10 protein-coding genes are annotated in these 13,263 nt (G+C 67.5%); 5 read left to right on the forward strand and 5 right to left on the reverse strand.

Annotated elements, in window-relative coordinates; all coding sequences use genetic code 11:
- Nucleotide 1: 1 nt before the first annotated feature.
- The 4 genes from ACN6PJ_RS02690 to ACN6PJ_RS02705 form a co-directional block, all read right to left on the reverse strand.
- Complete coding sequence (locus ACN6PJ_RS02690) at nt 2-2,146, reverse strand: TonB-dependent receptor (RefSeq protein WP_427994349.1); 2,145 nt, start codon at nt 2,144-2,146, stop codon at nt 2-4.
- A 47-nt stretch (nt 2,147-2,193) separates the two neighbouring features.
- Nucleotides 2,194-2,598, reverse strand: a complete 405-nt coding sequence (locus tag ACN6PJ_RS02695) for a DUF2946 family protein (protein ID WP_427994350.1) — start codon at nt 2,596-2,598, stop codon at nt 2,194-2,196.
- Between the two features lie 20 nt (nt 2,599-2,618).
- On the reverse strand, nt 2,619-3,332 hold the full coding sequence (locus ACN6PJ_RS02700) for an MgtC/SapB family protein (RefSeq protein WP_427994351.1): 714 nt from the start codon (nt 3,330-3,332) through the stop codon (nt 2,619-2,621).
- Nucleotides 3,333-3,405: 73 nt separating this feature from the next.
- Nucleotides 3,406-3,705, reverse strand: a complete 300-nt coding sequence (locus ACN6PJ_RS02705; RefSeq protein WP_427994352.1) for a hypothetical protein — start codon at nt 3,703-3,705, stop codon at nt 3,406-3,408.
- A gap of 720 nt (nt 3,706-4,425) precedes the next feature.
- Between ACN6PJ_RS02705 and ACN6PJ_RS02710 the strand changes: the two genes are divergently transcribed.
- The 5 genes from ACN6PJ_RS02710 to ACN6PJ_RS02730 all read left to right on the forward strand — a co-directional run bounded on the left by ACN6PJ_RS02710 (nt 4,426) and on the right by ACN6PJ_RS02730 (nt 12,715).
- Nucleotides 4,426-6,003: a TerC family protein gene (locus ACN6PJ_RS02710; protein ID WP_427994353.1), complete on the forward strand. Its 1,578-nt coding sequence runs from the start codon at nt 4,426-4,428 to the stop codon at nt 6,001-6,003.
- Nucleotides 6,004-6,220: 217 nt separating this feature from the next.
- The gene (locus ACN6PJ_RS02715) at nt 6,221-7,171 is read left to right on the forward strand and encodes a SphA family protein (protein ID WP_427994354.1); all 951 of its coding nucleotides are present in this window, start codon (nt 6,221-6,223) and stop codon (nt 7,169-7,171) included.
- A gap of 78 nt (nt 7,172-7,249) precedes the next feature.
- Complete coding sequence (locus ACN6PJ_RS02720; RefSeq protein ID WP_427994355.1) at nt 7,250-8,413, forward strand: formylglycine-generating enzyme family protein; 1,164 nt, start codon at nt 7,250-7,252, stop codon at nt 8,411-8,413.
- Between the two features lie 73 nt (nt 8,414-8,486).
- Nucleotides 8,487-10,121 (forward strand): arylsulfatase, encoded by a 1,635-nt coding sequence (locus tag ACN6PJ_RS02725; RefSeq protein WP_427994356.1) that lies wholly within the window; start codon nt 8,487-8,489, stop codon nt 10,119-10,121.
- 77 nt (nt 10,122-10,198) lie between these two features.
- The gene (locus tag ACN6PJ_RS02730; protein ID WP_427994357.1) at nt 10,199-12,715 is read left to right on the forward strand and encodes a fused MFS/spermidine synthase; all 2,517 of its coding nucleotides are present in this window, start codon (nt 10,199-10,201) and stop codon (nt 12,713-12,715) included.
- A 3-nt stretch (nt 12,716-12,718) separates the two neighbouring features.
- Here the strand turns inward: ACN6PJ_RS02730 and ACN6PJ_RS02735 are convergent, their stop codons facing one another.
- A complete protein-coding gene (locus tag ACN6PJ_RS02735; RefSeq protein WP_427994358.1) occupies nt 12,719-13,186 on the reverse strand; it encodes a hypothetical protein in 468 nt (155 codons plus the stop codon).
- Between the last annotated feature and the right edge of the window lie 77 nt (nt 13,187-13,263).

Below are 13,263 nucleotides of genomic sequence, written 5' to 3' on the forward strand. Positions count from 1 at the left end.
GTCAGAAGCGGTAGTTCGCGCTCAGCTCCACCCGGCGACCCTCGCCCAGCAGCCACTGCGTCTGGTTGTAGTACGCCGTTTCCGCATACTGGCGGTCGAACACGTTGAACGCGCGCAGCGCCAGGCTCAGGTCCCGGCGCGGTTCCCATAGGAGCGCCAGATTGGTGGTCGTATAGCCCGCCATCTCCAGCCGGTTGGCCGCGTCCGCGTAGCGCTTGCCCACATAACGCAAGCCCGCGCTGGCCGTCCACTGCGGAGCGAACTTCCAGCTGATCCAGGCATTCGCAACGCGTTGCGGCACGTCCGTGGGCACCTTGCCGTTGCGCGACACATTGACGCCGTTGACCGACTCGCTGAAATCGTCGTAGCGCGCCCGCAGCGCCACCGCGTTCAGGTCCAGCCGCCACGCGGGCGAGAGCTCCACGCCCAGCGTGGCCTCCAGGCCGCGCGAGGATTGCTCGCCCACCTGGACGCGCAGCGACGGGTCGTTCGGATCCCGCGTCACCAGGTTGTTCTTGCGGATATGGTAGGCCGCCAGCGTCCATTGGCCCTTGCCGTCCCAGAAGGTCTGCTTGACGCCGACCTCCACCTGCCTGCCCTGCGACAGATCGAAATCCTTGTTCGCGGGAGAGAGCAGCAGAAGACTCCCGACGGGGTCCGCCGCCTGCGCGTACTGGCCATAGACCGACAGGGTGGGCAGCACGTCGTACACGGTTCCGAGACGCCAGCCCACATTGTTGAAGGTGGTGCGGAACGCGGTCTGGTCCGCGACCAGGTCGCGCCGCTTCAGGTCGATGTGGTCGTAGCGCACGCCGCCCAGCACGGACCAGGCCGGCGTCAGCATCAGCCTGTCCTCCGCGAACAGGGCGTACTGGGTGGCCGTATTGCGATAGCGCGGCGTGGTGCCCGCGACGTTGATGAAGCGTCCATGATCCACGTCGTACGGATCCACCAGCGAGACGCCCGAGTAGGGAGAGTTGTTGGTGTGCTTGAGCGATGCGCGGTTCAGTTCGAAGCCCACGGCGATCTTGTTCGCCAGGCCCAGCAAATGGCCGTCGAAGGTGGCGTCGGTGATGGTTCCGGCCTGTTCCTGGTCATGGGCGATCTCGGTATAGGCCGTGCGCCGGATCATATCGCCCGGCACCCAGGCGTAGTTCTCGACGTCGCGGTAGTCGCGATCGCTGCCGAGGTAGTACACGCGGCTGCGCACCTGGGTCGCCGGATTGGGCGACCACTCCGCCTTCAGCTCGCTGCGGCTGTCGCGGTAGACGATCTTGCTGTCGGCCACGTTGTAGTTCTGTTTGCGCAGCGAGTAGTCCATCGTGCCGTCCATCAGCGGCGTGCCGAAGTAGCGCGTGGGCTCCTGCCAGGCATAGGCCTGGGTCAGGGTGAAATTCAGTTCGGGCGACACGTCCAGCCTCAGCGCGGCGGTAACCGCGGCGTCGCGCGAGTCGCCCAGGCTGATGCCGGAGTCGCTGTGGTTGCCGCTGATGTCCAGCCGGTACGACCACTTTTCGTCCAGCGCGCCGCCGCTCCCGAAGCCGAAGCGCTGGGTATCGTGCGTGCCCACGGTCGTCTGGATCTCGTTTTCGATCGGACCGCGCGTGGGCTTCTTCGGAATGACGTTGACCACGCCGCCGATGGCTCCTTCGCCATACAGCACCGAAGCCGGGCCCCGCAGCACCTCGATACGGTCCACGGCCCAGGGGTCGTAGATGAAGGTCTGCCCGACTCCGCCATATTGGCGCACGCCGTCGTACAGCTGGGCGACCGAGTTGGAGTCGGTGAACCCGCGCGAAGACAGGGACGACCCGCCGTTGCCGGGATGGCGCATGGCGCTGATCCCGGCGGCCTGGGTGATCGCGTCGGTCACGGTTACCGCGCCGCGCTCGCGCAGCTGTTCATTGCTGATGATTTCGATGCTGGCCGGCGTTTCGAAGGGCGTCAGGCCAAGCAGCGTGCCGGTGCCGGCGGGCTCCAGCAGGGTGAGGGGCGGCGCATCGCCGGATACGGAGATGCTGGGCAGGGTGGCCACGGGCGCGTTCTGGGCGTGCGCCGGGGCCAGCGCGGGCAGGAAAGCGAGCGCGGTCCATGCGGCCGCGCGCCGCTTCAGGACGCGTTGCGTCCTGGCGGAAATAGAAGACATGGGTACTCTCGGTAAGCCAAGGACTGCCGCCGCGAGGCGGCGCGGATTCAGCGGGATACCGGGAGGAAAGGCGGGGCGCGGGCCCCCAGGGGCCCGCCGAAGGCGGAAGAGGAGGCCGCGGCGGGCGGCGCCCGGGCGGCCAGGGGGTGCGCCATGACGGCTGAGGCGGCGGCCAGCAGGACGGGCGACGGCGGCAGCGCCACCGCCGCGAGCGCCATGCCCGTGGGGCAGCTGGCGGCTTGCGCCGCGTGGCGTTCGTCCGGCGCGTCGCTGGATTTCTCCGGGCCCGCGACCCAGATCGGCCCCGCCGCCGAACACAGCTGTATCAGCGTGCCGCCTTGCTGCGTGGCGGGCATGAAGCCCTGGGGCACCATCGCCTTCAGCACGAACAACGCCATCACCAGCCACAAGACGGCTGCGTTACGGGCGAGGGGAGGCAATGGGCGGCGCATGGTCGGCGCCTATTATGCCCTCATACCGTGCGCGCCGCCCAGAACGCCGTGCGCACGGCCGGCGACTCGGCGATGCCCGCAACCACGCGGTCCAGGTCCAGTTCGTCCACCGAGGCCTCGCTGAGCGCCGCTTCGATCTCGACTTCATTCTCGCCGAACTGATCGATCTTCAGCTCGGACAACGGCAGCTGCTCGGCTTCCAGCACATCCTCCAGCACGGCCATGGCGTTCTGGCGCTGCTCCACGGGGGCAATGAGATGTATGACCGTCGTGACTTCCGTGGTCTGCGCGTCGACCGGTTGGCGGTTGACGTAGCTGACAACGGGACGCAGCAGGGTGTTGGCCGCGAGCACGAAGGCGGTGGCGGCCACGGCTTCCAGCATCAGCGACGCTCCGGCGCAGGCCCCGATCGCGGCGGACCCCCACAAGGTTGCGGCGGTGTTCAGGCCACGGATGCTGCCGCCTTCGCGCATGATGGCGCCCGCGCCCAGGAAACCCACGCCCGACACCACATAGGAGATCACGCGCGCTCCGCCATCCGCGCCGCCCACCCGGAACGCCATATCCACGAAGATGGCCGCGCCCACCGCGACCAGCACGTTGGTGCGCAACCCGGCCGTGCGCTGCCGGAACTGCCGTTCGAAACCGACGATGGAGCCCAGCACGAAGGCGGTGAGCAGGCTGACCAGCGTATTGGCCAGGGTGAGGAATTGGATGTTCTCGAAGTTCTTCATGGTCTACTCCGTGCCGGGGCGGCATGCGCGCGCCATATTCGGGCATTCATGCGGATTCTTGATGACACCGGCCTCAAGCCGGCAGCACGGCGATGGAGGCGCCGGCCTCGTTCTGCCAGTGCATCCTCCGCACGCCGGGGCTCTGGCCCAGTCTCAGCGCGATCGCGCCGAGCTGCTTGCGCTGGTGGGGCGGGCAATGCAGCGTGACGATGGTGGAAGCCAGCTGGCCGGATTCGGCCCGCGACAGGCGTACCGACAGGACCCGCAGGTCCAGGTCCCGCAGTTCGTAGTACAGCTGCTTGCGCAGCGCATTCAACGTGGCGCCGAGGCTCACGATGGTGAATTGATAAGAAAGGAATTGCTGGGCGCGCATCGTCGTCTCCTGACAGGGGGAGTACGGTGGAAGGTCCACATGCAGGCGCCGCCCGTCCGGCCGGATACGCGCGCGGCGATGCCGGCGTATCGCGTCGGTAAGCGGTAGGGGGAGAGGGCTGGGGGGCCGCGATGCGAACGCACCGGGGCCGGTAGAGCCGGTTCCTGGCTTGGGACAGGACCGGCGCGGAATCAGGTCCGCGGATCCTGCGTCAAGCGGCGCTTGCAGTCGTGTTGCGACTACATCCGTCGTTGTCCACGTTGATCTCTATGAGGTTGAAAGTGCGGCGAGTATAACGTCTTCTAGGGTAAACACCAGTGAAATCGCCGCAATGGATCACGCTCGTCGAACCGGAAGCCCTCGCAATCTACGGTAATATTCAGGTTCCAGTAAGAAAGAGAGCAAGGTGGATGCGCCGCCGCGAGGCCGCCCCGGCAGCCTGGGCCATCCGCCAACTATGAACGAAGACCCGCCTCCTAGGCCGGCGCCGCAACAACGCCGGCGCCCGCTTCCGCATCCCCGCAAAGCCGCGGCCCGCGCCGCGCGCCTGCCCACAGATTCCATGCTGACCGCCGCGGCCACTCCGCGCCTGGGTTGCCGCGCTCCGCCGCGCGCCTGCCCAAGCGCCGCCGCGCGCGCCCGCGGGCGTCCGTCCCGCCTTCCTCCCAATGATCCTGGCGACGCCTTGGCGCGTCCCATCACGCCTTCCGTGGAACTTTGATGATTTTCGATTGGATGACCGACCCCACCGCCTGGCTGGGCCTGGCGACGCTGGTCGTGCTTGAAATTGTGCTGGGCATCGACAACCTCGTGTTCATCGCCATCCTGGCGGACAAGCTGCCGCCCGAACAGCGCAACCGCGCGCGCCTGATCGGCCTGACGCTGGCCATGGTCATGCGCCTGGGCCTGCTGGCGAGCATCGCCTGGGTGGTCACCCTGACCGAGCCCCTGTTCACTTTCCTGGGCGCGGAGATCTCGGGCCGGGACCTGATCCTGATCCTGGGCGGCCTGTTCCTGCTGTTCAAGGGCACGATGGAACTGCATGAACGCGTGGAAGGCAGCGCCGGCCACGACGCCGGCCAGAAGACGCAGCACGCCGTGTTCTGGCAGGTGATCCTGCAGATCGTCGTGCTGGACGCCGTGTTCTCGCTGGATTCCGTGATTACCGCCGTGGGCATGGTGCAGGACCTGAGCATCATGATGATCGCGGTCGTCGTGGCGATGGCGGTCATGATGCTGGCCAGCCGTCCGTTGATGGGCTTCGTCGCCCGCCACCCCACGGTGGTGATCCTGTGCCTGGGGCTGCTGCTGATGATCGGCTTCAGCCTGGTGGCCGAAGGGCTGGGCTTCCACGTGCCCAAGGGCTATCTGTACGCCGCCATCGGATTTTCGATCCTGATCGAACTGTTCAACCAGCTGGCCCGCCGCAATCGCGCCAAGGGCGCGCACGCCCTTGGCCGCAGGCAGCGCACGGCGCAAGCCGTGCTGCGCCTGCTGCGCGCCAAGCCCGCCGGACAGGCGGGCGGGCAGGTGGACGAGGTGGTCGCGCTGGTGGACGGCGCCGACGACGAAGCGGCATTCGCGCCCGAGGAAAGCACCATGATCGAACGCGTGCTGTCCATCGGCTCCCGGGACCTGCGGTCCATCATGGTGCCGCGCGGCGACATCACCTGGCTGGACGTGGCGGACGCGCCCGAGGACATCGTGCGCAAATTCGGCACCGGCCACTCGCGGCTTCCGCTCTGCGCGGGCGATCCCGGCAACGTGCTGGGGGTGCTGCATTTCAAGGACATTCTGCCGCTGCTGCGCAACCCCGGCCCGATCGACCTGGTGGAGGTGGCGCGCGAACCCCGCTACGTGCTGGAAACCATGCCTGTGCTCAAGGTCCTGGACGAACTGCGCGCCTCCCGCGACCACATGCTGATCGTGGTCGACGAGCACGGCGTGTGCGAAGGCCTGGTCACCCCCATGGACGTGCTGACCGCGGTGGCGGGCGACCTGCCCGAGCATCAGGAAGACCGGCCGGAGGCCCTGCGCCTGTCCGACGGATCCTGGCTGCTCGGCGGGCGCCTGGAGGTGGGCGAGGCGGCCCGTTTGCTGGGCGCGCCGGAATTGGCCGACGATTATCCGGACGCCACGCTGGCAGGCTGCCTGTTGCGCGCCTGCGGCAGGATTCCAGAGGCCGGGGATGCCATTTCCTGGCGCGATTGGCGCTTCGAAGTGACCCGCCGCGACGGGCTGCGCATCGACCAGGTGCGCGCCAGCCACACCGCAATCGAGCCTCCCCCCACCGTATGACCCCCTTGGTGAAAGCAACACTCTGTGCGAATATTGCGACGCGTGTCACGGCTTTCATCAGTCTTTTCCACGGCCCGCGCGAGGTCCCGAACGGGTTGTTTGTCTTTGCATTCTGTTATCCACACAGGTAGGTCGCATGGGCAGCACGAAGTCTGAACCGGAAAGAAAGACCCGCCGCGGGCAGGCCGCGGCGCCTTGCGGTACCGGCGCTTTCCGGATGGCGCTTCTGGCGGTCTGCGCGGTCCTTGCCGCGATGTTCGCGCCCGGCGCCGCGCGCGCCACCGAAGGCGCGCTCGGGCGCCAGATCACCGGCACGAACGTGCAGCCCAACGCCGGCATCGTTTCACCCGAGCCCATCTGGGCCGTCAATCTGTCGCAGATCTATCTCGACGGCAGCATCGGCGGCAGCCGCGAGGTGCCCGTCGCGGGCAAGACCTCGCTGGGCCTGGACGCCAAGGTCGCGTTCACGCTCGCCACCGTGCTCAAGACCTGGGACACCGGCCCCGGGCGGTGGAACTTCGCGTCCAGCTTCACGGTTCCCTATGTGTGGACCAAGGTGACGTCCACGCTGACCGGGGCGGGAGGGCGCCGCGCCAGCCAGAGCGACACCGCGTCGAATCTGTTCGACCTGTATTTCTCGCCCATTATCGCGGGCTACCATTTTTCCGAGACCTCGCACATGGCGCTCAGCCTGAACATCTGGGCGCCGACGGGGCAGTACAACGCGAACGACATGGCCAATCCCAGTCTCAACAACTGGACCTTCATTCCCCAGGTGGCCTATACCAGGATATTCCCGGAATCCGGGTTCCAGATCGACACCGTGGCCGGCGTGCAGTTCTATACGCGCAACAGCGCCACGGACTACCGCAATGCGCCGATCTTCAGCATGGACGTGATGGGCCGCAAGATGTTCAGCAACGGCGTCAGCGCCGGGCTGATCCTTGGCACCATCCAGCAGTTGGGCAGCGACAAAGGGCCCACCGCCGATCGGCTCAACGGCTTCAAGGGCAGGGACTGGGCGTTGGGCCCGATCGTGACCTATGACAGGAAATTGGCGGACAAGCGTTCGCTGTCGCTGGGCTTGCGCTGGGTGCCCACGATCAGCAGCACGAACCGCCTGGACAGCAACAGCACGGTCATGGCGACCGCCACGCTGGTGTTCTGAAGGCTGAATGCAATTCTCCGGCCCGCCCGCCCATGGCGGCGCGGCATCCAATCGGTTTTCTGATATCGGGTGAGTGGAATGGCGAAGCAAACACGATATAAGGCGCGCCTGGCGGGAGCCCTCCTGCTGGGCGGGGTCGCATTGGGCGCGGCCGCCAGCACGGCCTATCTGTTCCTGGGCGCCAATGGCGGTCCGGAAGAGGCCAAGGTCGTGCTGGGCGACGGCAAGAGCGGCCCCAGGGGCATGGCCTGGGTCCCCGGGCGCGAATTCCTGATGGGCAGCAGCCATCGGCTCGCCCAGCCGAACGAGATGCCGGCCCACAAGGTCTCCGTGAGCGGATTCTGGATGGACGTGAACGACGTCACGAACGCGGAGTTCCGCCGCTTCGTCGAGGCCACGGGCTACGTCACCACGGCCGAACAGAAGCCCAGATGGGAAGACCTGAAGGTGCAGTTGCCCGCCGGCACGCCCCGCCCGGACGAGCGCCTGCTGGTGCCGGGCGCCATGGTGTTCGTCGGCACGGCGAACGAGGTGTCCCTGCGCGACTATTCGCGCTGGTGGCGCTATGTGCCCGGCGCCAACTGGAAGCATCCGCAGGGTCCCGGCAGTTCCATCGCGGGCAAGGACGACCACCCCGTGGTCCAGGTCTCCTACGAGGACGCGATGGCCTACGCCAAGTGGGCAGGCAAGCGCCTGCCCACCGAATCGGAGTGGGAGATGGCGGCCCGCGGAGGACTGGAGCAGGCCACCTATGCCTGGGGCGAGGAACTGCTGCCCCAGGGCAAGGCCATGGCCAACATCTGGGATACGCAGCAGCAGCAACCGTTTCCGGTCGTCAAGGACGAGAAGGTGCAGGTCGGCACCATGCCGGTGGCCAGTTTTCCGCCCAATGGCTATGGGCTGTACGACATGGCCGGCAATGTCTGGCAATGGACCTCCGACTGGTATCGCGCCGACGCGTTCAAGATCCAGGCCCAGTACCGCCAGCCGCCCACGGATCCGGCAGGGCCCGCGGACAGCTTCGACCCCGACGACGGTATCGTCCCGCCCAACGCCCCCAAGCGGGTGACGCGCGGCGGGTCGTTCCTGTGCAGCGACACCTATTGCATCAGCTATCGCACCAGCGCCAGACGCGGCACGGATCCGATGAACGGCATGTCGCATCTGGGATTCCGCACGGTGATGACGCCGCAGCAATGGAAGGTCGCGCAGGCGCGCGCCACTGGGGTGGCGAGCCGGTAGGTCCGGGCATTCGAAACACAGTGATTCGTTTACGTGAGTGATTTTCCGCCCGCCGGGGCAAGGAGAGAAAGCGATGAACGCAAGAAAGGTGTTGAGAGCGGCGCTCTTTGCCGCGGCGGGCCTCGCCGCCGTGGGCGGCGCACAGGCGCAGACCCAGGCGCCTCAGGCCGCGCAGGGCCAGGAGGCATCGGGCAAAAAACCGAACATCCTGGTGATCTTCGGCGATGACATCGGGCAGACCAATATCAGCGCCTATGGCGAGGGCGTGGTCGGCTACGAGACTCCCAACATCGACCGCATCGCCAAGGAAGGCGTCAAATTCACCGACTACTACGGGGAAAACAGCTGCACGGCCGGGCGCTCATCCTTCATCACCGGCCAGTCGCCGCTGCGCACCGGATTGACCAAGGTCGGCGCGCCGGGCGCCTCGGTGGGCCTGCAGAAGGGCGACATCACCATCGCCGAGGCATTGAAGGCGCAGGGCTATGCCACGGCGCAGTTCGGCAAGAACCACCTCGGAGACAAGGATGAATACCTGCCGACCCAGCACGGTTTCGACGAATTCTTCGGCAACCTGTACCACTTGAATGCCGAAGAAGAACCGGAACGTCCGTACTGGCCCAAGGACTCCAATGATCCGTTCGTGAAGAACTTCTCGCCGCGCGGGGTCGTCAAGGCATCGGCGGACGGCAAGGTCGAGGATACGGGCGCATTGACGAAGAAGCGCATGGAAACCATCGACGACGAAACGGTGGGCGCCGCGATCGACTACATCGACAAGCACGGCAAGGGCGACAAACCGTTCTTCGTGTGGATGAACACCACGCGCATGCACGTCTATACCCACATCCGACCGGAAAACCAGGGCAAGAGCGGCATGCCGGGCAACGATTACGCCGACGGCATGCTCGAGCATGACGCAGACGTCGGCAAGCTGCTGAAGAAGCTGGATGACATGGGCATCGCCGACAACACCATCGTGGTGTATACGACCGACAACGGCCCCAACCAATGGAGTTGGCCGGATGCCGCAACGACGCCGTTCCGCAGCGAAAAGGACTCCAACTGGGAAGGCGCCTTCCGGGTTCCCGCCATGGTCCGGTGGCCCGGCAAGATTCCCGCTGGCCAGGTCAAGCGGGGGATCGTCTCCGGGATGGACTGGTTCCCGACGCTCCTCGCGGCCACGGGAGACACGTCGATCAAGGACCGGCTGCTCAAGGGCTGGACGCCCCCGGGAAATCCCACCAATTTCAAGGTGCACCTGGACGGCTACAACCAGCTCGATTATCTGACCGGAAAATCGGACAAGAGCGCCCGCAACGACTTCTATTACTTCAATGATGATGGCGTCTTGGTCGGCATGCGGTTCGACAACTGGAAGGTCGTGTTCTGCGAACAGCGCGCCCCGGGCAATCTGAATATCTGGCAGGAACCGTTCGTCTGCCTTCGGGTGCCGAAGATTTTCAACCTGCGCATGGATCCGTACGAACGCGCCGATATCACGTCTGACCAGTACAACGATTGGCTGGGCAAGAACGCCTATCTGACCGAGATCGGCACGATGAAGGCCACGGAGTTCATGGAAACCTTCGTGACGTACCCGCCAAGCCAGCGCCCCGCGAGCTTCAGCATCGACCAGGTGCAGGAGCAGGTGCACAAGTCCATCAACGCTCACTTTGAGCAGATGGCGAAGCAGAAAAAGCAATAAGGCGCGCGGCGGCGCATCGCGCGCCGCCCGTTGAAAACTTCCGGGGAAACAGGACGATGGCAATGGGAACGGCGGCAATGCAGAATCCGGACGCGAGGCAGGAGGGCGGCGCCCGGACATTGGCCGCGGCCCGGCCCGCCGCGCTCCTGTTCCTGTCCGGCGCCGCGGCGCTGGTGTTCCAGGTGTTGTGGATCAAGCAGTTGTCGCTGGTCGTAGGGGTGGAGGTCAGCGCCATCGCGGGAGCGGTCAGCGCCTTCTTCCTGGGGCTTGCCCTGGGCGGCTGGGTGCTGGGGCGCCGGGCGGACCGCCTGCGCCGGCCCCTGCGGTTCTATGCCGCGCTGGAGGCGGCGGTGGCCGTTTCCTGCGTGGCGGTTACCTGGGCGCTTGCCCGCAGCGCGGCGCCGTTCGTGGCAGTCGAGACGCAAAGCGGCGTGGCGGCCTGGCTGCTGATCGGCCTGTTGCTCGCCATTCCTTCCTTTCTGATGGGCGGCACGCTGCCGGTGCTGCTGCGCGCCGTCAACCGGCACGACGCGGGCGTCAGCCGGCGCGGCGGAGCCTTGTACGCCGCGAACACCTGCGGGGCGATCCTGGGCGCGTTGCTGCCCGCGTTTCTCCTGATTCCGCGCTTCGGCGTGCAAGGCGCGGCGCTGGCCGCCGCGTCGCTCAACCTGCTCGCCGCCTGCGGCGCCTGGCTCCTGGACCGCAACGCCGCAGATCGCGTGGCGCCCGCCGCCGCCCAGGAGGCCGGCCCGCTGTCGGGCGAGGCCCGCCTGGCCATCGCCCTGTACGCGTTGGCGGGCGGAATCGCCCTGGGCTACGAAGTGCTGTGGTCGCAGATGATCGTGCCCTTCATGAGCACCCGCGCATTCGCGTTCGCCATCGTGCTGGCCACCTATCTCGCGGGCCTGGCCATCGGCGCGGCGCTGTATGCGCGCTGGGGGCACCGGGCGCGCAACCCCTGGACGGTGTTCGGTGGGCTGATCGCCGGCGCCGGCCTCGTGGCCGTCGTCGAAGTGGCGGTGCTGGGCAAGTGGCTGGTCATGGCCCAGACCTATGCGGAGGCAATCATCTACCAATGGACGGGCAGCGGCTTCGCCGGCATGTGCGCGCGCTTCGCCGTCGCGGCGGCGAGCTTCGTGCTGGCGCCGACCCTGTTGCTGGGCGCGGCCTTTCCCGCCGTGCTTCGGATCGCCGCGGGCGACCGGCGCGTGGGCCGCGACGTCGGAGCCGTGCTCGCCTGCAATACCCTGGGCGGAATCGCCGGGACCCTGCTGACCGGCTTCGTGCTGTTGCCGGCGCTCGGCCTGGTGCGCACGCTGGGCGTGCTCGCGGCGCTGGCCGCGCTGGTCGGCGCCGCGGCGGCGTGGCGCGGCCGCGCCGATGGCAGGGCAGCGACCGGCTGGGCGACCGGCCTGATCGGCTGCGCGGCGCTCGCGGTGGCCGTCAGCCTGCCCGCCGACCATTTCGCTCGGCTGCTGCCGGGCGCCAGCGGCGCCGGCCTGGTGTTCTACGAGGAAAGCCACGGCGGCACCGTGGCCGTCGTGGAGCGCGAGGGCAACGGCAACCGGTTCCGCCGGCTGTACATCCAGGGCGTATCCAATTCCGGAGACGCCATGCCGTCGCTGCGCTATATGCGGTTGCAGGCGTTGCTGCCGCTCATCGTGCACAACGGAGAACCGCGTTCGGCCCTCGTCGTCGGCTACGGCACCGGAATCACCGCGGGCGCCTTGTCGCAGTATCCCGGGCTGGACAAGCGCGCGGTCGCGGAACTGCTGCCCGCCGTCCTGCGCGCCGCCCCGCAGTTCAAGGGCACGTTCCAGGCGGCCACCGACCCCGGGCTGGAAAAGCGCCTGCGAGACGGCCGTCGCGAACTCCAGGCCAGCGCGGAACATTGGGACCTGATCACGCTGGAACCGCCGCCGCCGTCCGCCGCGGGCGTGGTCAACCTGTACTCCCGCGATTTCTACCGCCTGGCCGCGAGCCGCCTGGCGCCGCAGGGCATCGTGGCGCAATGGTTGCCGCTGCCCACGCAGAACGCCGAGGATACCCGCGCGCTGGTGGCGAGCTTCATCGAGGTCTTCCCGCACGCCCAGTTGTGGACCAGCGAACTGCATGAAATGCTGCTGGTCGGGTCCATGCAGCCCCTGGTGCTGGATGCCGCCCGCATCCAGGCGCGCTACGCGCAGCCCGATACGGCCGCGGCGCTCACGGCGGTGGGGATTCCTTCAGCCGGCGCCTTGCTGGCCACCTGGGTGACCGACCGCGCCGGCCTGGCCCGCTACGCCGGCGGCGCCCCGGCAGTGACCGACGACCGGCCCGGCATCGAGTACGCCACCTGGGTACGCTCCCGGGAGGTCGTCCGCGTGCTGCCGGAGTTGCTCGCGTTGCGCACCGAACCGCCATTGCGCGGCGCGCCCGACGGCCTGCGCGCGGATATCGAGCTTGAGCGGGCCCGGCTGGACACCTTCTACCGCGCCTCGCTTGCCGCCTACAGGGGCGACCGGGAAACCTGGGGCAGGGAGATGAACAGGGTAGCCCGCGACGACGGCGGCAATGCGTACTACCGGTGGTTCATGCCCGGCGGCGTCCGCTAGGCGTCAACTGCATATGCGGCGCCACGGCGCCACGCCGTCCGGCGGGCAATAGCCCGCGCAGGGCGTGGCGATGGACGTGCCGCTGCGGCAGCGCAGTTCGGGAACCTTGTCGCCATAGGGCACCGTGCCCTGGCAGTCGCAGCGCGCGAGACCGCTGCCGGAGGGCAGCTTGCTGGCGGCCTCCGCCTGTTCCGCCTTGGCGGCCCGTTCGGCCCGCTCCGCCCGTTGGGCGCGCTCCGCCAGCCCGGGGCTCACGGCGGGCGGCGCCTCTTCCACGACATCGCTTTCGATCGCGTCCCGCACCTTGGCGGCAGGGATACCGCAAGCCTTGGCGATGGCTTTCGCCGAGCGGCCGTCCTTGGCCATGGCTTGAATTTTCTTGTCGCTGCATGCCGCATCGGCGCGGGGCGCCGCCAGCATGTACAGCGCCAGGGCGGCGGCAGCGAGAAAGCCCGGTCGATGCAAGGTCATGGCGCGCTCCTGCACGAAAGTCCGAATGGGGGGAATACGCCGCAATCCATAAGGAGGAAAGCGTTCCGCGAAAAGCG

Source organism: Achromobacter sp., assembly GCF_050285585.1.
Taxonomy (GTDB): domain Bacteria; phylum Pseudomonadota; class Gammaproteobacteria; order Burkholderiales; family Burkholderiaceae_B; genus Achromobacter.